General features: G+C 62.0%; 16 protein-coding genes. 9 read left to right on the top strand and 7 right to left on the bottom strand.

The window, feature by feature from the left end; translation table 11 throughout:
- Positions 1-40 precede the first annotated feature (40 nt).
- Genes BM160_RS18950 through BM160_RS18940 form a run of 3 tightly spaced genes read left to right on the top strand, consistent with a single transcriptional unit; the run spans position 41 to position 3,615 of the window.
- Complete coding sequence (locus BM160_RS18950) at positions 41-1,213, top strand: L-rhamnonate dehydratase (protein ID WP_092007734.1); 1,173 nt, start codon at positions 41-43, stop codon at positions 1,211-1,213.
- 2 nt (positions 1,214-1,215) lie between these two features.
- Positions 1,216-2,133: a dihydrodipicolinate synthase family protein gene (locus tag BM160_RS18945; protein WP_092007733.1), complete on the top strand. Its 918-nt coding sequence runs from the start codon at positions 1,216-1,218 to the stop codon at positions 2,131-2,133.
- A gap of 30 nt (positions 2,134-2,163) precedes the next feature.
- Positions 2,164-3,615: an aldehyde dehydrogenase family protein gene (locus BM160_RS18940; RefSeq protein ID WP_092007732.1), complete on the top strand. Its 1,452-nt coding sequence runs from the start codon at positions 2,164-2,166 to the stop codon at positions 3,613-3,615.
- 115 nt (positions 3,616-3,730) lie between these two features.
- Here the strand turns inward: BM160_RS18940 and glmM are convergent, their stop codons facing one another.
- The 4 genes from glmM to BM160_RS18920 all read right to left on the bottom strand — a co-directional run bounded on the left by glmM (position 3,731) and on the right by BM160_RS18920 (position 8,929).
- Positions 3,731-5,062 carry a phosphoglucosamine mutase gene (gene glmM, locus BM160_RS18935; RefSeq protein WP_092007731.1) on the bottom strand — a complete coding sequence of 444 codons (1,332 nt, stop codon included), beginning with the start codon at positions 5,060-5,062 and terminating at the stop codon, positions 3,731-3,733.
- Between the two features lie 110 nt (positions 5,063-5,172).
- Positions 5,173-6,024 (bottom strand): dihydropteroate synthase, encoded by an 852-nt coding sequence (gene folP / locus BM160_RS18930; RefSeq protein ID WP_092007730.1) that lies wholly within the window; start codon positions 6,022-6,024, stop codon positions 5,173-5,175.
- Between the two features lie 103 nt (positions 6,025-6,127).
- Positions 6,128-8,050, bottom strand: coding sequence for an ATP-dependent zinc metalloprotease FtsH (gene ftsH / locus BM160_RS18925; protein WP_092007729.1), 1,923 nt, complete (start codon positions 8,048-8,050; stop codon positions 6,128-6,130).
- Positions 8,051-8,176: 126 nt separating this feature from the next.
- Entirely contained in the window at positions 8,177-8,929 is a 753-nt protein-coding gene (locus BM160_RS18920; protein WP_092007728.1) for an RlmE family RNA methyltransferase, read from the bottom strand.
- Positions 8,930-8,971: 42 nt separating this feature from the next.
- Here BM160_RS18920 and BM160_RS18915 point away from each other — a divergent pair, with 42 nt between their 5' ends.
- The 3 genes from BM160_RS18915 to BM160_RS18905 all read left to right on the top strand — a co-directional run bounded on the left by BM160_RS18915 (position 8,972) and on the right by BM160_RS18905 (position 12,319).
- Positions 8,972-9,451, top strand: a complete 480-nt coding sequence (locus BM160_RS18915; protein ID WP_092007727.1) for a YhbY family RNA-binding protein — start codon at positions 8,972-8,974, stop codon at positions 9,449-9,451.
- Between the two features lie 110 nt (positions 9,452-9,561).
- Positions 9,562-11,610, top strand: a complete 2,049-nt coding sequence (locus BM160_RS18910; protein ID WP_092007726.1) for a M3 family metallopeptidase — start codon at positions 9,562-9,564, stop codon at positions 11,608-11,610.
- 46 nt (positions 11,611-11,656) lie between these two features.
- Positions 11,657-12,319: a glutaredoxin family protein gene (locus BM160_RS18905; protein WP_092007725.1), complete on the top strand. Its 663-nt coding sequence runs from the start codon at positions 11,657-11,659 to the stop codon at positions 12,317-12,319.
- A 28-nt stretch (positions 12,320-12,347) separates the two neighbouring features.
- On the opposite strand, the gene rpiA is transcribed toward BM160_RS18905, so the two are convergent.
- Entirely contained in the window at positions 12,348-13,019 is a 672-nt protein-coding gene (gene rpiA / locus BM160_RS18900; RefSeq protein WP_092007724.1) for a ribose-5-phosphate isomerase RpiA, read from the bottom strand.
- A gap of 121 nt (positions 13,020-13,140) precedes the next feature.
- Between rpiA and BM160_RS18895 the strand changes: the two genes are divergently transcribed.
- Positions 13,141-14,193, top strand: coding sequence for a quinone-dependent dihydroorotate dehydrogenase (locus tag BM160_RS18895; RefSeq protein ID WP_092007723.1), 1,053 nt, complete (start codon positions 13,141-13,143; stop codon positions 14,191-14,193).
- A 252-nt stretch (positions 14,194-14,445) separates the two neighbouring features.
- Complete coding sequence (locus BM160_RS18890; RefSeq protein ID WP_255369004.1) at positions 14,446-16,446, top strand: FAD-dependent oxidoreductase; 2,001 nt, start codon at positions 14,446-14,448, stop codon at positions 16,444-16,446.
- A 62-nt stretch (positions 16,447-16,508) separates the two neighbouring features.
- Here the strand turns inward: BM160_RS18890 and BM160_RS18885 are convergent, their stop codons facing one another.
- Positions 16,509-16,766, bottom strand: coding sequence for a hypothetical protein (locus BM160_RS18885; RefSeq protein WP_092007722.1), 258 nt, complete (start codon positions 16,764-16,766; stop codon positions 16,509-16,511).
- A gap of 81 nt (positions 16,767-16,847) precedes the next feature.
- Here BM160_RS18885 and BM160_RS18880 point away from each other — a divergent pair, with 81 nt between their 5' ends.
- Complete coding sequence (locus BM160_RS18880) at positions 16,848-17,444, top strand: 3'-5' exonuclease (protein WP_092007721.1); 597 nt, start codon at positions 16,848-16,850, stop codon at positions 17,442-17,444.
- Between the two features lie 35 nt (positions 17,445-17,479).
- Here BM160_RS18880 and dnaB read toward each other — a convergent pair whose 3' ends face one another.
- Positions 17,480-18,901 carry a replicative DNA helicase gene (dnaB, locus tag BM160_RS18875; protein ID WP_092007720.1) on the bottom strand — a complete coding sequence of 474 codons (1,422 nt, stop codon included), beginning with the start codon at positions 18,899-18,901 and terminating at the stop codon, positions 17,480-17,482.
- Between the last annotated feature and the right edge of the window lie 51 nt (positions 18,902-18,952).

Here is an 18,952-nt window from a genome sequence, read left to right as displayed (position 1 = left end):
TTTCTCCTATTTCCTATCAACCAGCCCTCAGAAAATCATCATGAAGATCAAATCAGTTCGCGCACGCGTGTTCGAGTGGAAAGGCAAGACCGTTCCACCGCAAGGCAACTTCTGCTCCAACGCCATGGACCTGGTGTACTCCAACACCGAATCCATGAGCACCTTTCGCTTTCACTCCTGGACCGTGGTCGAGATAGAGACCGACGACGGCATCATCGGCCTGGGCAATGTTGCCCTGGCGCCGCACATCGCCAAGGCCATCATCGACCAGTACCTGACGCCGCTGGTGCTGGGCCAGGACCCCTGGGATTACGAATACCTGTGGCAGCGCATGTACCGCGCCACCCATGCCTGGGGCCGCAAGGGTGTGACCATGGCCGCGATCTCGGCGATCGACCTGGCGATCTGGGACATTCTGGGCAAGAGCGTGAACAAGCCGGTGTTCAAGCTGCTGGGCGGACGCACCAAGGAGAAAATCCCGGTTTATTACTCCAAGCTCTATCGCACCGACCTCAAGGAAATGCAGGCCGAGGCCGAAAAGTTTTTGAACCAGGGCTTTACCGCCTTCAAGATGCGCTTTGGCTACGGCCCGGCGCATCTGCAAAAAGGCGTGGCGGAAAACCTGAAGTCGGTCGCAGCCATCCGTGAAGTCATAGGCTACGACACCGACCTGATGCTGGAGTGCTACATGGGCTGGAACCTGGAGTACGCCAAGCGCATGCTGCCAAAATTAGAGAAGTTCGAGCCGCGCTGGCTGGAAGAGCCGGTGATTGCCGACGACATTGACGGCTATGCCGAACTGAACCAGCTCACCAGCATCCCGATCTCTGGCGGCGAGCATGAATTCAGCCTCTATGGCTTCAAGCAGCTGCTAGATAAAAAAGCCGTCAGCGTGGTGCAGTACGACACCAATCGCGTCGGCGGCATCACGGCGGCGCACAAGATCAATGCCTTGTGCGAAGCCTATAGCGTTCCGGTGATTCCACACGCCGGCCAGATGCACAACTACCACCTGACCATGAGCACGATTGCCTCGCCCATGGCCGAGTACTTCCCGATGTTCGATGTGGAAGTGGGCAACGAGTTGTTCTACTACATCTTTGATGGCGAACCGGTGGCCGAAAACGGCTTTGTGCAATTGCGCGACGATGTGCCAGGCCTTGGCCTGAGCATGAAGACCGAGTTTCTGGACCAATTCAACATCGTCGAATAAATATGACAGCAAGATACAAGGGCGTGTTCCCGGTGGTGCCCACCACCTTTGACGAGGCCGGCGCACTGGACCTTGAGAGCCAGAAACGCTGCGTCGATTTCATGATTGATGCGGGCTCCAACGGCCTGTGCATTCTGGCCAACTTCTCCGAGCAGTTTCTGCTCTCGGATGACGAACGCGAAACGCTCACGCAAACCATACTCAAGCATGTGGCCGGTCGGGTCCCGGTCATCGTGACCACCACGCACTTTGGCACGCGGGTCTGCGCCGAGCGCAGCCGCCGCGCGCAGGACGCCGGCGCCGCCATGGTGATGGTGATGCCGCCCTACCACGGCGCCACCCTGCGCGCCAGCGAAGAGAAGATTTACGAGTTCTACGCCGCGCTGTCGGATGCGATTGACATTCCCATCATGATCCAGGATGCGCCCATGAGCGGCACGCCTTTGTCCATGGCCTTCCTGGCCCGCATGGCCAAGGAAATCAAGCAGGTGTCCTACTTCAAGATTGAAACCGCCGGCGCCGCCGCCAAGCTGCGCGAGCTGATTCGCCTGGGCGGCGATGCCATTGAAGGCCCTTGGGACGGCGAGGAAGCCATCACCCTGCTGTCCGACCTGGACGCCGGTGCCACCGGCGCCATGACGGGCGGCGCCTACCCTGACGGCATACGCCGCATCGTCGATGCCTACGCGGCCGGCCGCCGGGAAGAAGCAGTGGCCGAGTACACACGCTGGTTGCCACTGATCAACTGCGAAAACCGCCAGGGCGGCATCCTGAGCGCCAAGGCACTGATGAAAGAAGGTGGCATCATTGCGTGTGACGCACCACGCCACCCCTTTCCGACCATGCATCCGGCGGTGCGCGCCGACCTCCTGGAAACCGCCCGCCGCCTGGACCCCATGGTCTTGCGCTGGGGAAAGTAAACCAGGCCTTTCGACTTATTCAGGACATTCATGAGCACTTTGCACCACAACCTCATCAACGGAGAATGGGTTCCCGGCAACGGTACCAGCGCCAACCGCAACCCCTCCAACCTGGCCGACGTGATCGGCGAGTACGCGCAAGCCGATGCGGCCGGACTTGATGCCGCCGTGCAGGCGGCGCAAGCGGCCTTCCCGGCCTGGTCCACCTCCGGCATCCAGGCGCGCTCGGATGCGCTGGACAAGATAGGCACGGAAATCCTGGCACGGCGTGAAGAGCTGGGCACCTTGCTGTCGCGCGAAGAAGGCAAAACCAAAGCGGAAGGCATTGGCGAGGCCACGCGCGCCGGCCAGATTTTCAAGTTCTTTGCCGGCGAGTGCTTGCGCCTGTCGGGCGAGACCCTGCCCTCGGTGCGCCCCAATATCGGCGTGGAGATCACGCGCGAGCCGGTCGGTGTGGTCGGCCTGATCACGCCCTGGAACTTCCCGATCGCGATTCCGGCCTGGAAAATTGCGCCGGCGCTGGCCTTTGGCAACTGCGTGGTCTTGAAACCGGCCGATCTGGTGCCCGGCAGCGCCTGGGCGCTGGCCGAGATCATTTCGCGCTCCGGCATTCCGGCCGGCGTGTTCAATCTGGTGATGGGCGCCGGCCGTGTGATTGGCGATGCGCTGGTGAACCATCCCGGCATCAACGCCATCAGCTTCACCGGCTCGGTCGGTGTCGGCAGCCGCATTGCCGAGGCCTGCGCCAAAAACCTGAAAAAGGTGCAGCTGGAGATGGGCGGCAAGAACCCGCAAGTCATTCTGGACGATGCCGATCTGACCCAGGCGGTCGAGCTGAGCGCGCAAAGCGCCTTCTACTCCACCGGCCAGCGCTGCACGGCCTCCAGCCGGCTCATAGTTACCGACGGCATTTACCCGGCCTTCGTCAAGGCCCTGCAGGAGCGCATGGCACGCATCAAGGTCGGTGATGCGCTGACCACCGGAACCGACATCGGCCCGGTCTCGTCGCAGTCGCAACTGGAGCAGGACCTGAGCTACGTGGCCATCGGCAAGGCCGAAGGCGCGATCCTGGCCTTCGGTGGCGAACGCATTCAATGCCACACCGGCAGCGGCGCCGAAGGCTTCTTCATGGCGCCGGCGCTGTTCAGCGAAAGCACGGCAGGCATGCGCATCAACCGCGAAGAAATCTTCGGCCCGGTGGCCAGCATCATCCGCGTGAAAGACTACGAAGCGGCACTGGCCTGCGCCAACGACACGCCCTTCGGCCTGTCGGCGGGCATCGCCACCAGCAGCTTGAAGTACGCCACGCACTTCAAGCGGCATAGCCAGGCCGGCATGGTGATGGTGAACTTGCCCACGGCCGGCGTGGACTACCACGTTCCTTTCGGCGGCCGCAAGGGTTCGAGCTACGGCCCGCGCGAGCAGGGAAAATATGCGCAGGAGTTTTTCACCACGGTGAAGACGGCGTATACGCTGGCCTGAAAGATGACACAGGCCAGCGCCTGTGTCATTGCGCGAGCCGAACGCTATCTATTTGATAGCATGCTCCACCCATCAGTCATGGGCTAGAGGCTTGTTTTTCTTAAAGATCAGGCTTTCAGCCTCGCACGGTGTCGGCCACGCGTTCGGCACAAGCCTGAGCCTGGCCGGCATCTCGCGCCTCCACCATCACGCGCAGCAGCGGCTCGGTGCCGCTGGCGCGAATCAGCACTCGGCCGTTGTCGCCCAGCTCGGCTTGCACGGCCTTGGTTTGCACCGACAGCGCCTCGCAGCTTTTCCAGTCCTGACCGGGTTTGAGCCGTACATTGATCAGGGTCTGGGGAAACAGCACCACATCGGCCAGCAACTGGGCCAGTGTCTTTTGGCTGCGCACGCAGGCTTGCAGCACCTGCAAGGCGCTGATCAGGCCATCGCCGGTTGTGTGCTTGTCCAGTGCCAGCAGGTGGCCTGAGCCCTCGCCGCCCAGCAGCCAGCCGCGCTTGTCGAGTTCTTCCAGTACATAGCGGTCGCCGACCTTGGCGCGAACAAACTCCACACCCTTAGCTTTTAGCGCCACTTCCACCGCCATATTGGTCATCAGCGTGCCCACGGTGCCCGGCACTTTTTCGCCGCGCGCCAGCCGCTCGTTGACCATCAGGTAGAGCACCTCGTCGCCGTTGAAAAGCCGCCCCTCGGCGTCCACCATCTGCAGGCGATCGGCATCACCATCCAGCGCGATGCCGAAATCGGCCTGATGCGCCTTGACCGCAGCGACCAGCGCCTCGGGGTGGGTGGCTCCCACCTCGTGGTTGATGTTCAGGCCGTCCGGCGCGCAGCCGATGGCGATCACTTCGGCGCCCAGTTCATGAAACACCATGGGTGCGATCTGATAGGCCGCGCCATGGGCGCCATCGACGACGATCTTCAGGCCCTTGAGCGTGAGATCATGGGCGAAGGTGCTCTTGCAAAACTCGATGTAGCGCCCAGCCGCGTCATCCAGGCGGCGCGTCTTGCCCAGCGAGGCAGAATCGGCCCACACCGGCTCTTCCTCAAGGGCGGCCTCCACCGCCAGTTCCCACTCGTCATTGAGCTTGGTGCCCTGGGCACTGAAGAACTTGATGCCATTGTCGGGAAAAGCATTGTGGCTGGCACTGATCACCACGCCCAGGCTGGCACGCTGAGCCCGCGTGAGATACGCCACACCAGGCGTGGGCAAGGGGCCAAGCAGCACCACATCGACGCCGGCGGAATTGAAGCCGGACTCCAGTGCGCTCTCCAGCATGTAGCCGGAAATACGCGTGTCCTTGCCTATCAGCACGGTGGGCCGTGCTTCGGTTCTGCGCAGCACGCGGCCAACCGCATGCGCTAGCCGCAGCACAAAATCAGGCGTGATAGGCGCCTGGCCCACGGTGCCGCGAATGCCATCGGTGCCAAAGTATTTTCTGCTCATGGGGTTTGTCTCTGTGAAAACTGTTTTCTTTTGCTGATTTTTGCCTGACAAGCAAAAGCGTGGCTCATTTTAGAGGCCAGTTAGCAACGGCCCTGACGCAGCCAGGCAAACTAGCGCGCAGCCGCCCAAACCTGCAGGGCGGACACGGTTTCGCGCACATCATGCACGCGCACAATGCGGGCGCCGCGCTCCACGGCCAGCAAGGCTGCGGCCACGCTGGGCACCATGCGCTCGGCGATGTCCAGCGGTTCACCGTCCGGACTGCCGCAAACGGCCGCCAAAGAAGACTTGCGCGACCAGGCCGCCAGCAGCGGATAGCCGGCGCTCAGGAACTCCCGCTGGCGTGCCAGCAGCGCAAAATTCTGTGCCACGGTTTTGCCGAAACCAACGCCGGCATCCAGCACGATGCGGGCTTTTTCGACCCCCAACGCTTGCAGATCCTGCGCTGCGCGCTCCAGAAACGATAGCACCTGCGGCACCACATCGCCTTCCATGGGCGCCGCCTGCATGGTTTGCGGCTCGCGATGCATGTGCATCAGGCAGACACCGCAGCTGGGGTGCTGCGCCACGGCCTGGGCTGCGCCGGGCTGACGCAGCGCCCAGACGTCGTTGATGATGTCGGCGCCCAGATCCAGCACGGCCTGCATGACCTCGGGCTTGTAGGTATCTATGGAGAGCGGCACGCCAAGCGTGGCGGCATGGCGCACGACCGGCAGCACGCGCGCCAGCTCCTCCTCCAGCGACACCGGTGGCGCACCAGGGCGGGTAGACTCACCGCCGATATCCAGCAGGTCTGCGCCCTCGCGGATCAGCTGCTCGCAGTGCTCAAGCACGGCGGAGAAGCCACGACCCGGCGCAAAGTATTTGCCGCCATCGGAAAAGGAGTCGGGCGTGACATTGACAATGCCCATGACACGCGGCCGGGACAAGTCAATCTGAAAGCGTGAGGTTTGCCAAATCACTGGGTACCTTTTCATGTAGCCGGAGCTGATGCCCCGCCGACAAAGAAAAACCGGGGACTGGCCCCGGTTTTTCATGATTCATCTAAACAAACTTTCTCAATGCTCAAGCCACCGTCGGTGCTGGCTCGGTGCTGACGGCAGGCGATCCACCGTCGGAGCCATTGTTGCCACCCACGGAAGGGTTGCGCGGCGTCCAGTCCTTGGGTGGCCTGGGCTCCTTGCCCGCCATGATGTCGTCGATCTGATCCATGTCTATGGTTTCCCATTCCAGCAAGGCCTTGGCCATGGCATGCATCTTGTCCTTGTTGTCCTCAATCAGCTTGCGTGCTTGCTGGTACTGCTGGTCAATGATGCGGCGCACTTCGATATCGACCTTTTGCAGCGTCGATTCGCTCATGTTGTTGGTCTTGGTGACAGAACGGCCCAGGAACACTTCGCCTTCATTTTCTGCATAAACCATGGGGCCCAAGGCATCGGTCATGCCATAACGGGTAACCATGTCGCGGGCCAGCGCCGTGGCGCGCTCAAAGTCATTGCTGGCGCCCGTCGTCATCTGGTTCATGAAGACTTCTTCAGCGATACGGCCGCCAAACAGCATGCTGATCTGGCTCAGCATGAATTCTTTGTCGTAGCTATAGCGATCTTGTGCTGGCAAACTCATCGTGACGCCTAAAGCGCGGCCACGCGGAATGATGGTGACCTTGTGCACCGGATCACACTTGGGCAGCATCTTGCCGATGAGGGCGTGGCCGGACTCGTGATAAGCCGTGTTGCGACGCTCTTCCTCTGGCATGACCATGCTCTTCCGCTCAGGGCCCATGAGGATTTTGTCCTTGGCCTTCTCAAAGTCCTGCATCTCCACGACGCGGGCGCTGCGGCGTGCCGCCATAAGCGCGGCTTCGTTGCAGAGATTGGCGAGGTCGGCACCGGACATGCCTGGCGTACCACGGGCAATCACGCTCGCGTTCACATCCTGGCCGAGCGGCACCTTGCGCATGTGAACATTCAGGATCTGCTCGCGGCCGCGAATATCTGGCAAGGTGACATAGACCTGACGGTCAAAACGGCCCGGACGCAGCAAGGCGGCATCCAGAATATCGGGGCGGTTGGTGGCAGCCACCACGATCACGCCGACATTGGTTTCAAAACCGTCCATCTCGACCAGCATCTGGTTCAGCGTCTGCTCACGCTCATCATTGCCGCCACCCACGCCGGCGCCACGCTGGCGTCCAACGGCATCAATTTCGTCGATGAAAATAATGCAGGGTGCGTTTTTCTTGGCATTCTCAAACATGTCGCGCACGCGGGCAGCACCCACGCCGACAAACATTTCAACAAAGTCTGAGCCAGAGATCGAGAAAAACGGCACCTTGGCCTCGCCGGCAATGCCTTTGGCCAGCAGGGTTTTACCCGTACCCGGAGGGCCAACCAAGAGCAGACCGCGCGGAATGCGACCACCCAGCTTCTGAAATTTGGCCGGATCTTTCAGGAAATCCACGACTTCCTTGACTTCTTCCTTGGCCTCGTCGCAACCGGCCACATCGGCAAAGGTCACGGGGTTGGTGGATTCGTCGAGCATGCGCGCCTTGGACTTGCCGAAGCTGAACGCACCGCCCTTGCCGCCGCCCTGCATTTGCCGCATGAAATAAACCCAGACGCCAATCAGCAGCAGCATGGGGCCCCAGCTGACCAGCAGGGTCATGAGCAGCGAGCCTTCTTCGCGGGGCTTGACGTCGAACTTCACGTCATTGGCGATCAGGTCGCCCACCAAGCCGCGGTCGAGGTAAGTCGCCGTGGTGCGGATCTTGCGGTCGTCGATGGTCGTGGCCGCAATTTCGGTGCCGCCCTGACCTTCCGCGATCGTCGCGTTCTTGATGCGCTTGCCACGCACCTCTTCCAGGAAATCGGAATATCCCAGGTAACTGGAGCCCGCGCCAGCACGTGTATCAAATTGCTTGAAAACGGTGAACAGCACCATGGCGATCACCAGCCAGATTGCAATTTTCGAAAACCACTGATTATTCAAGGACTACTCCGGTGTAAGAACCCAAAGGCTATGGGATGGCACATTGGCATGATTTTAGGCGTTTCAAGGGCAATTACCGAATGAAACCATGGGCAGCCCTAGATTCGAAACGGAATTAGCTGAAATTCAGCCTCCCGGGCCCGCGCCAGCCCCTGCATTCGCCAGGTTTTTCAGCCCCCGGCCGACCAGAAATGTTTCAGAAGAATTGGGACGCGAAGCCTTGGGCTTCATGCGTTTCACGACTTTAAAGGATGCCTGGAAGAGCTTGACCAAGTCGTCATAACCGCTGCCGTGAAACAGCTTCACCACCAGCGCGCCATCCGGTTTCATGCGGGTCTGAGCAAATTCCACCGCCAGCTCCACCAGATGGGCAATGCGTGCGGCGTCCGCCGACTCAATCCCCGAGAGATTAGGCGCCATGTCCGAAATAACAAGATCAACCTTGACAAAGCCTTTGTCCGTGGCCAGGGCTTGCTCCAGTTTTTGTAGCACTTCAGGTTCGCGGAAATCCCCCTGGATAAAAACCACTCCCTCGATAGGCTCCATGGGTAGCAAGTCCAGACCGATGATGCGGCCATTCAGCGTGCCCACGGCCGCCCCGGTTGGTGAGAGCTTGCGCCGCACATATTGGCTCCAGGCGCCAGGCGTGCTCCCCAAGTCCACCACGCAGTCGCCCGGCTTGATCAGGCCCAGCGTTTCATCAATTTCCTTTAATTTGTAAGCGGCGCGGGCACGGTAGCCCTCTTTTTGAGCCGCCTTGACGTAGGGGTCATTGATGTGTTCGTGCAACCACGCCTTATTAACCTTTTTGCCTTTAGGGCTTACCTTGGTACTTGCCTTTGCCGTGGCATTCGTGGCTGTCTTTGTATTTACTTTCATGCCGTCTATTGTCCTCTTGTAGACAAGACCGATAATTGGGGCATGGCTCAAATACAACTTACCCCTGCCCAGCGCAAAGATCATCGCGCTGAAGCGCACCACCTTAACGCCGTCGTGATGATTGGCTCAGACGGCCTGACCGCCGCCGTCAAGAAAGAAACCGACGCCGCGCTCAACGCCCACGGACTGATCAAAGTCCGGGTGCAATCCGACGACAGAGCCGGCCGCGAAGAGATATTCCAGACCCTGGCCGACGAGCTGAACGCCGCCCCCATCCAGCACATCGGCAAGCTGCTGGTGCTGTGGCGCCCCATGCCGGAAAAAGAAAAAAAGGTCAACGAAGACCGCATGCCCGGCCCGCGCGATATCAAGGTCTTGAAAAACAGCTCGCGCTACGGCCAGCGGCCCGAAGTCAAAACCCTGCGCGTCCTGGGCAACCAGCGTCTGACGCCGGGCGGCACTGTCAAGCGCGCCAAGCCCAAGCAGCTCAGCGTCAAGAAAAGATCGCAGTCGCAGGACTGACCCTTCTTGCTGGCCACTCACCGACCCTCACCGGTCGGTTTTTGCATTTCGGGGCCCCTGCTGTCATGCAAGCCCTTTAGATTCGCCTCACCTGCCCACAGCTAGACCTCATGACCAATCCCCTCCTCGACTTTTCCGACCTTCCACTGTTTGACCGTATCCAGCCCGAACATGTCGCTGCTGCCGTCGATGAGTTACTGGTCAAGGCCGAAGCCGCGCTGGAACAGGTGACGGCGCCAGCCTTTCCCGCCTCCTGGGGCGAGATTGCCCGCGTGCTGGACGTTGCCACGGAAAACCTGGGCCGCGCCTGGGGCGCCGTCAGCCATCTGAACAGCGTGGCCGATACACCCGAGCTGCGGGCCGCTTACAACGCCGCCCTGCCGCGGGTCACCGAGTTTGGCGCCCGGCTGGGGGCCGATGAACGCCTGTATGCCAAATACAAGGCCATAGACGTCACCACGCTGAACGCCGAGCAACGCCAGGCGCACAAAAATGCCATCCGCAATTTTGTGCTGTCGGGTGCCGAGCTCACTGGCGCAGCCAAGGAGCGTTTTGCCAAGATACAGGAGCGCCAGGCCGAGTTGAGCCAGAAGTTCAGCGAAAACGCCCTAGATGCCACGGACGCCTTTGCCTATTACGCCAGTGCCGATGAAGTCGCCGGCATCCCTGAAGACGTGCTGCAAACTGCCCGCACGCAGGCCGAGGCCGAAGGCAAGTCCGGCTACCGGCTCAGCCTGAAGATGCCCAGCTACTTGCCCGTCATGCAGTTTGCCGCCAGCAGCGCGCTGCGCGAAACGCTTTACAAGGCCTACACCACGCGCGCCAGCGACCAGGCCCCAGCGGAGTTCAGCCAGTTCGACAACAGCGCCGTGATGCGTGAAATTCTCGCGCTGCGTCTCGAAGAAGCCCAGTTGCTGGGCTTTCAGAATTTTGGCGAGGTTTCGGTGGTGGCCAAAATGGCCCAATCCCCGGAAGAAGTGATCACGTTTTTGCGCGACCTGGCCCGCCGCGCCCGGCCCTATGCCGAAAAAGACGTGGCCGACCTGCGCGCTTTTGCCGCCGACGCGCTGAAACTGACCGATCCCCAGCCCTGGGACTATGCCTACATCGGCGAAAAGCTCAAGGAAGCGCGCTATGCCTTCAGCGAGCAGGAAGTCAAACAATACTTCACCGCGCCCAAGGTGCTGGCAGGCCTGTTCAAGATTGTTGAAACCCTGTTTGAAGTGGCGATTCGCCAGGACTCGGCACCGGTCTGGAAGCCCGGCGTGGCGTTTTACCGCATTGAACGCAATGGCCAGCTGCTGGGCCAGTTCTACCTGGATCAGCCGGCCCGCACCGGCAAACGCGGCGGCGCCTGGATGGACGACGTGCGCGCCCGCTGGCTGCGCCCCGACACCGGCCGACTGCAAACGCCGGTGGCCCATCTGGTCTGCAACTTTGCCGAGGGCGCAGGCGGCAAGCCGGCCTTGCTGACGCACGACGACGTGACCACGCTGTTCCACGAATTCGGCCACGGCCTGCATCACATGCTGACGCAGGTGAACGAACACGACGTTTCCGGCATTAACGGCGTGGAATGGGATGCGGTCGAGCTACCCAGCCAGTTCATGGAAAACTTCTGCTGGGAATGGGATGTGCTCAAGCACATGACGGCCCATGTCGACAGCGGTGAACCGCTGCCGCGCGTCCTGTTTGACAAAATGCTGGCGGCGAAAAACTTCCAGAGCGGCATGCAGACACTGCGCCAGGTCGAATTCTCGCTGTTCGACATGCTGCTGCATACCTCGCACAACCCGGCCGACGCCCTGATGGACCTGCTCAATCAGGTGCGCCAGGAAGTCGCGGTGATTGCCGCCCCGGCCTACAGCCGTACCGCACACACCTTCAGCCATATCTTCTCGGGTGGCTATGCGGCCGGCTACTACAGCTACAAATGGGCCGAAGTCCTGTCTGCCGACGCCTATGCGGCGTTTGAGGAAAACGCAACAGCCACCGATGGGGGCGACGCCAAAACCACGGTGACGGTGGAAATCGGTAGAAAATACCGGCAAGCCATTCTGGAGGCGGGTGGAAGCCGGCCGGCCATGGAGTCCTTCAAGGCCTTCAGGGGTCGCGAGCCCTCACTGGATGCCTTGCTGCGCCATCAGGGCATGGCGTAAACACATCGACCGAGACAAGCCGCAGGCGAGACTGACTGGAAAACTCATGAGTTCAAACGCTGTTAAATTCTTCGCTCCCCAAGGCTTGCTGGCCTTGCTGCTGCTTGCCGGCAGCCTGGCCTCACCCCTGGCGCATGCGCAAAAGGTTTACCGCATCGTCGGGGCCGACGGCAAGGTGACCTTTTCCGATCAGCAACCACCTCCCGCCAGCCATGCCCAAGTCAGCAACGCCCCAGCCGCTTCGGCCGGCGGCGCGGCCACTGCCGGCCTGCCCTTTGAGCTGCGACAGATTGCCAGCAAATACCCGGTCACCTTGTACAGCGGCGAGAACTGCGGTCCCTGCGGTGTCGGCCGTTCCATGCTGGTCAGCCGAGGCATTCCTTTTACTGAAAAAACGGTGAGCACCCATGAAGATGCCCAGGCACTTCAACGCATCAGCGGTGACAACTCATTGCCTTTTCTGACCATTGGCGGTCAGCAACTCAAGGGCTTCTCTGATTCCGAGTGGACGCAGTTCCTGAACGCGGCCGGCTACCCCACCGCCTCGGTGCTGCCGGCCAGCTATCGCCAGCCCGCAGCCACACCGCTGGTGGCCGTGGCGGTGGCCGCTCCCGCCGGCGCCACGGCAGCAAGCACCGCTACCACGACGGCCAGGCCAGCCCGGCCGGCAGTTGTGCCCAACGACAATCCGGCGGGCATCAAGTTCTAGCCAGCGCTTCAAGCGCCTGGTTTAAAGCCTAAAACACCAGCGTCTTGACGCCTGCGGCCGTACCCAGCAGGCAGACGCTGGCCTTTTGGAAGGCGAAGACGCCCACCGTCACCACGCCAGGCCACTGGTTGACCTGCGACTCAAAGGCCAGTGGATCGGCAATCTTCAAACCCGTCACATCCAGGATGTGCTGACCGTTGTCGGTCACCAGCGGGGCGCCGTCCTTTTGCCGCAGCACCGCGGTTCCGCCCATGGCGGCAAACTGGCGTGCAATGCGCTTGGCGGCCATGGGAATCACTTCCACCGGCAGGGGAAAGCTGCCCAAGGCATCCACCAGCTTGCTCTCGTCGGCGATGCAGACAAATTTGCGCGACTGGGCGGCAACGATTTTTTCGCGCGTCAGCGCCGCGCCGCCGCCCTTGACCATGTAGCCGGCGTGATCGATCTCGTCGGCACCGTCGATGTACACGCCCAGCTCGTCCACTTCGGTGGCGTCAAACACCTTGATGCCCAGCGCCTGCAGACGCTCGGTGGAAGCCACCGAGCTGGAAACCGCACCTTTGATGCTGTCCTTCATGCTGGCCAGCGCGTCGATGAATTTGTTGACGGTGGAGCCGGTGCCAACGCCGACGATGCTGCCGGCTTCGACGTAATGCAGGGCGGCCTGACCGACCAGGGTTTTGAGTTCGTCTTGAGTCATAAGGTGCTTTGAAGGGTTGGAAATAGAGGAATCGGTTTTTGCGACAATCAGCGCTCATGTCTCGCGGACCCGGGAGTCTGTCCGGCCCGCACCATCCACTGCAATCAGTCCGAATTATCCAATGTCCCTGCTTCCCTACGCTTTGGCTCGCCCATTTTTGTTCGGGCTAGACCCCGAAACCGCCCACGAACTGACCATGGCTTCGCTGGCGCGCACCCAGGGTACGCCGCTGGCCATGGCCTATTGCACAACTCGGGTCAGCGATCCTATCGAGCTGGCCGGGCTGAGCTTTCCCAACCGCGTCGGCATGGCGGCCGGCTTGGACAAGAACGCCCGCTGCATCGACGGACTGGCCGCCATGGGTTTTGGCTTTGTCGAGGTCGGCACCGTCACGCCCAAGGCCCAGCCCGGCAACCCCAAGCCGCGCATGTTCCGCCTGCCCGAGGCCAACGCGCTGATCAATCGCCTGGGCTTTAACAACGAGGGCCTGGACGCCTTCCTGGCCAATGTGCGCAAGTCCGCCGTGCGCCAGCAAGGCAGCAAAAGCCCGCTGCTGCTGGGCCTGAACATCGGCAAAAATGCCGCCACGCCAATTGAAAATGCGGTTGACGATTACCTGATCTGCCTGGACGGCGTGTATCCGCATGCCGACTACGTCACCGTCAACATCTCCAGCCCCAACACCAAAAACCTGCGCGCCCTGCAAAGCGACGAAGCGCTGGACGCCCTGCTGGGCCGCATTGCCGAGCGCCGCAAAACCCTGGCCGGCCAACACGGCAAGCGCGTGCCTATCTTCGTCAAGATCGCGCCCGACCTGGATGACGCCCAGGTCGAGGTGATTGCCGCCACCTTGAAACGCCACGCCATGGACGGCGTGGTCGCCACCAACACCACGCTGAGCCGTGACGCCGTCAAGGGCCTGCGCCATGCCGAAGAAGCCGGTGGCCTGAGCGGCGCACCGGTGCTGGCTGCCAGCAACCGCGTGATAGCCCAGCTGCGCGCCGCCCTGGGCAAAGGCTTTCCCATCATCGGCGTGGGCGGCATCTTGAGCGGTGCGGACGCCGTCTCCAAAATCAAGGCCGGCGCCGATGTGGTGCAGATTTACACCGGCCTGATCTACAAAGGCCCGGCGCTCGTGGCCGAAGCCGCAAATTCAATCAAAATAAGCCGCTAGCGCAACAACCACGGGCGCAAGCAGCTATTGAATTCATAGTAAATAACCAACCGGGAGCCGCCCCGGGGTTTTCCCGCGGGCGCGCTAGAGCTTGTCGACTAGATTGCTGGCGGCCTCACGCCGGCCCCGGCATTGCGGCTACCATGCAGGCAACTTCGCCCCGGAGACCTGCACGTGACAACTCCCTCCCCTTATCCGCATCTATTGGCCCCGCTGGACCTGGGCTTTACCCGGCTGAAAAACCGGGTGCTGATGGGCAGCATGCACACCGGGCTGGAGGACGGGCGCAAGCACTTCCCGGCCATGGCGGCCTATTTTGCCGAGCGCGCACGCGGCGGCGTCGGCCTGATGGTGACGGGCGGCTTTGCCCCCAATATCGCCGGCTGGACCAAGCCCTTTGCCGGCATGCTGGCCAGCACCGGCGCGGCGCGGCGCCACAAGCAGGTCACCAGCGCCGTCCACGCCGAAGGCGGCAAGATTGCCCTGCAAATCCTGCACACCGGCCGCTACGGCTACCACCCTTTTTGCGTCGCACCGTCGCGCATCCAGAGCCCGATCTCGCCCTTCACGCCGCGTGAATTGAGTGTGGCCGGCATAGAACGCCAGATCCGCGCCTTCATACGCTGCGCCCTGCTGGCGCGCGAGGCCGGCTACGACGGCGTCGAGATCATGGGCAGCGAAGGCTATTTCATCAACCAGTTCCTCGTCACCCACACCAACCAGCGCACCGACGACTGGGGCGGCAGCTACGCCAACCGCATGCGCCTGGCCATAGAAATCGTGCGGCGCACCCGCGAAGCCCTCGGCCCCGACTTCATCCTGATTTACCGCCTGTCCATCATCGACCTGATTCCGGGCGGCAGCAGCTGGGAGGAAGTGGTGTTGCTGGCCAAGGCCGTGGAGGCCGCTGGCGCCACCCTGATCAACAGCGGCATTGGCTGGCACGAGGCCCGCGTACCCACCATTGCCACCTCGGTGCCGCGCGGCGCCTTCACCTGGGTGACGAAAAAGCTGCGCACCGAGCTGCGTGCCGCCGGCCTGACCATTCCCGTCATCACCAGCAACCGGCTCAATATGCCCGAGGTTGCCGAGCAGGTGCTGGCCGATGGCTGCGCCGACATGGTCAGCCTGGCCAGGCCCTTTCTGGCCGACCCGGAGTTCGTCAACAAGGCGGCGCAAGGCCGCAGCCAGGACATCAACACCTGCATCGCCTGCAACCAGGCCTGCCTGGACCACGCCTTCAAGGCCCAGCTGGCCAGCTGCCTGGTCAACCCGCGCGCCGCGCACGAAACCGAACTGATCATTAATTTCGCCCTGGCCCGAAAACGCATTGCCGTGGTCGGCGCCGGCCCCGCCGGCCTGGCCGCCGCCACCAACCTGGCGCAGCGCGGCCACGACGTGACGCTGTACGACGCCGCCGCACAGATTGGCGGCCAGTTCAACCTGGCCAGGCGCGTGCCCGGCAAGGAAGAATTCAATGAGACCCTGCGCTACTTCGGCCAGCGCATTGAACGCTCGGGCGTCAAGCTGCGCCTGAATACCCGCGTCCAGGCCGCCGATCTGCTGGGGCAGAAATTTGACGAAATCATTCTGGCCACCGGCGTCACGCCGCGCAACCCGCGCATCCCCGGCCAGGAACACCCCAAGGTGCTGAGCTATATCGACGTGCTGCTGGGCCGCCAAGCGGTGGGCCAGCGCGTGGCGCTGATAGGCGCGGGCGGCATAGGCTTTGACGTTGCCGAATTTCTGGTGAACCAGCCCGGCCATTCCACAGCGCTGGACCTGCCGGCCTGGCTGGCCGAATGGGGCGTGGCTGACCCGGGCGAGGTGCGCGGCGGCGTGGTGCGCCCTGTCAGCACGCCCGCGGCGCGTCAGGTCACCCTGCTGCAGCGCAAGCCCGGCAAGCTGGGCGCCGGTCTGGGCAAAACCACGGGCTGGATTCACCGCACGGCGCTGAAGATGAAAAACGTGGAAATGCTCTCGGGCGTGAACTACGAGCGCATTGGCGACAGCCCTGACGGCGGCTCGGCCCTAAGCCTGTTCATCAGCTTCGGCGCCAAGCGTCAGGACGCCGCGGTGCTGGCCTTCGACAACATCGTGCTCTGCGCCGGCCAGGAGCCCCTGCGCGAGCTGCTGGAGCCCCTGCGCGCCGCCGGCATCAGCACCCACCTGATAGGCGGTGCCGACGAGGCCAGCGAGCTCGATGCCAAGCGTGCGATTGACCAAGGCACGCGGCTGGCGGCGCAGCTCTGAATCACTATCAATTAAATAGCTTGACTCGCCCGCCCCACAAGGGCTAGTGGCACTTTTCATGCTTAATCGGGGACAAACCTGGTCTTGAAGCGCTCTTCGTCCTCGGGCAGCTCCAGCGTCACCACTTGGCCCATTTTCATGTCCGCCAGGCGGCAGGCCGCAAACAGGCTGTACTTGCCCTTGAAGTTATAGCTTTCCAGGTCGATCAACATGTAGGGGTAAGGCACAAACACCTGATACAGAAAAATCGTGCGATGCTGGTTGCGCGGCGAGGGAAACAACTTGTAGTCGTCGGTGGTGATGCTCTGTTCGGTGGCCATGATGGGTGATGTTGTCCGTGGTTAGGCTCGGGGAGAGCGGCAGGCTGTAAGCTCTGGGTCTATTTTCATGCACGAAAGCCTATGACCGAGCGCCATTCAACCCCAGGCAAAGAAGAGATTGCCTTGCTGGAGCCTTTTGACCGTCTGGAACTCAAGCAGATCGAAGTCATCGCGACAGCGCAGCAAGCCGCCAGCGCGCTGCAGGAACTGGCCGGTGTCAGCGCCCTGGGCTTTGACACCGAGTCCAAACCCACTTTTGCCAAAAACGAGGCCTCCGACGGCCCGCACATCGTGCAGCTCGCCACGCTAGACAAAGCCTGGATTTTCCAGCTGCAGGACGCCGACTGCCGGCGCGCCGTGGCGCAAGTGCTGGAGTCGCCCGCCATCATCAAGGCCGGCTTTGGTCTGGGCGACGACCGTCGGCGCATCATCAGCAAACTCGGTGTCGATCCACAAGGCGTGCTGGACCTCAACCACGTGTTCAGAGAGCGCGGCTACCGCAAGGACATGGGGGTGCGCGGTGCCGTGGCGGTGTTGTTCAACAAGCGCTTCTTCAAGTCCAGGAAGGCGACGACATCCAACTGGGCCAATGAGCGGCTGTCGGAAGCCCAGATACTCTACGCCGCCAATGATGCTTATGCGGCGCTGAGGGCCTTCAAGGCGCTGGGACTGAGCTAATGGGGAAGCTGGCCCGCTCCGGCCTGGCTCGTCTCTTAATAATCGCCGCCGCCGCTGCTCCAACCGGCCGCCAGGCTTTCAAACTTGGTGATGCGGTTCATGAAGGCCAGTTTCACGGTTCCGGTCGGGCCGTTACGCTGCTTGCTGATGATGACCTCGGCCACACCCGGCTCCTTGCAAGCCTCTTTGGTGTAGTACTCGTCGCGGTAGATGAACATGATGATGTCGGCATCCTGCTCGATGGCGCCGGACTCGCGCAAATCGCTCATCATGGGGCGCTTGTCGGTACGGGCCTCCACACCGCGGCTTAGCTGCGACAGCGCAATCACCGGGCACTGCAACTCCTTGGCCAGCATCTTCAGGCCACGCGAGATTTCGCCGACGGCGGTGGCGCGGTTCTCGTCGCCCATGGCGGTGGACACGCTCATCAGCTGCAGGTAGTCGACCACGATCAGGCCCAGCTTGCCGCACTGGCGCGCCAGGCGCCGGGCATTGGCGCGTAACTCGCTCACCGTGAGACCGGCGGTTTCGTCGATGTGCAACGAGATGGTTCTGAGCTTTTCAATCGCCTCGGTCAGGCGCGGCCACTCCGCATCGGTGAGTTTGCCGGTGCGCAGATTGCCCTGGTCAATCCGGCCAATCGAACCGACGATACGCACAGCCAGCTGGGAGGCGCCCATTTCCATGGAAAACACGGCCACCGGCAGGCCTTCGTTGAGGGCGACATGCTCGGCGATGTTGATGGCGAGCGCGGTTTTGCCCATGGACGGACGCGCCGCCAGAATCACCAGGTCGCCGGCCTGCAGCCCGGAAGTCATCTTGTCCAGGTCAACAAAGCCGGTCGGCACGCCGGTCACGTCGTTGGGGTTTTCCGACATCTCGGTGACGCGGTCCAGCAAGTCCACCACCAGGGTGTCCATGCTCTGAAAACCCTGCTGCGCGCGCGAGCCCTGCTCGCCGATATTGAAGATTTTCTGTTCGGCTTCGTCCAGGATGGCGGAGACGGCCTTGCCCTTGGGGTTGAAAGCGTTGGTGGCAATCTCGTCGGAGGCGGCGACCAGCTTGCGCAGGATGGAGCGCTCGCGAACGATTTCGGCATAACGGCGAATATTGGCGGCACTGGGCACGTACTGAGCCAGCGCATTGAGGTAGCTCAGGCCGCCGATTTCATCGGCCTTGCCCAGGCTTTGCAGGCGCTCGTAGACCGTGATGATGTCTGCCGGCTTGGAGGCATTGATCAGCCCGCCCACGGCGGAAAAAATCAGCTGATGCTCATGGCGGTAGAAGTCCAGATCCGTCAGCAGATCACCGACGCGGTCCCAGGCGCTGTTGTCAAGCAGCAGGCCACCCAGAACGCTGGACTCGCCTTCAATCGAGTGCGGTGGAATGCGCAGCTGGGCAATCTGCCGGTCGGGGCTGTAAGCGGGGTCGTCAAAGGTGGGAGCTAGGGCGGACATGGGATTCCTGAGAGAGTGCTAAATACTACGCCGACATGCCAGGGCCGCCGG

The sequence above is a fragment of the Polaromonas sp. OV174 genome (assembly GCF_900112285.1).
In the GTDB taxonomy this organism is placed as follows: domain Bacteria; phylum Pseudomonadota; class Gammaproteobacteria; order Burkholderiales; family Burkholderiaceae_C; genus Polaromonas.
Note: the sequence above shows the minus strand (reverse complement) of the source record. Positions and strands in the feature narration are given on the sequence as shown.

Bases quoted from the DNA above. Each gene is read 5' to 3' on its own strand.
- BM160_RS18950 (WP_092007734.1), top strand. From the start codon at position 41: ATGAAGATCAAATCAGTTCGCGCACGCGTGTTCGAGTGGAAAGGCAAG.
- BM160_RS18945 (WP_092007733.1), top strand. From the start codon at position 1,216: ATGACAGCAAGATACAAGGGCGTGTTCCCGGTGGTGCCCACCACCTTT.
- BM160_RS18940 (WP_092007732.1), top strand. From the start codon at position 2,164: ATGAGCACTTTGCACCACAACCTCATCAACGGAGAATGGGTTCCCGGC.
- glmM (WP_092007731.1), bottom strand. From the start codon at position 5,062: ATGAGCAGAAAATACTTTGGCACCGATGGCATTCGCGGCACCGTGGGC.
- BM160_RS18920 (WP_092007728.1), bottom strand. From the start codon at position 8,929: ATGAAAGTAAATACAAAGACAGCCACGAATGCCACGGCAAAGGCAAGT.
- BM160_RS18915 (WP_092007727.1), top strand. From the start codon at position 8,972: ATGGCTCAAATACAACTTACCCCTGCCCAGCGCAAAGATCATCGCGCT.
- BM160_RS18910 (WP_092007726.1), top strand. From the start codon at position 9,562: ATGACCAATCCCCTCCTCGACTTTTCCGACCTTCCACTGTTTGACCGT.
- BM160_RS18905 (WP_092007725.1), top strand. From the start codon at position 11,657: ATGAGTTCAAACGCTGTTAAATTCTTCGCTCCCCAAGGCTTGCTGGCC.
- rpiA (WP_092007724.1), bottom strand. From the start codon at position 13,019: ATGACTCAAGACGAACTCAAAACCCTGGTCGGTCAGGCCGCCCTGCAT.
- BM160_RS18895 (WP_092007723.1), top strand. From the start codon at position 13,141: ATGTCCCTGCTTCCCTACGCTTTGGCTCGCCCATTTTTGTTCGGGCTA.
- BM160_RS18890 (WP_255369004.1), top strand. From the start codon at position 14,446: ATGGGCAGCATGCACACCGGGCTGGAGGACGGGCGCAAGCACTTCCCG.
- BM160_RS18885 (WP_092007722.1), bottom strand. From the start codon at position 16,766: ATGGCCACCGAACAGAGCATCACCACCGACGACTACAAGTTGTTTCCC.
- BM160_RS18880 (WP_092007721.1), top strand. From the start codon at position 16,848: ATGACCGAGCGCCATTCAACCCCAGGCAAAGAAGAGATTGCCTTGCTG.
- dnaB (WP_092007720.1), bottom strand. From the start codon at position 18,901: ATGTCCGCCCTAGCTCCCACCTTTGACGACCCCGCTTACAGCCCCGAC.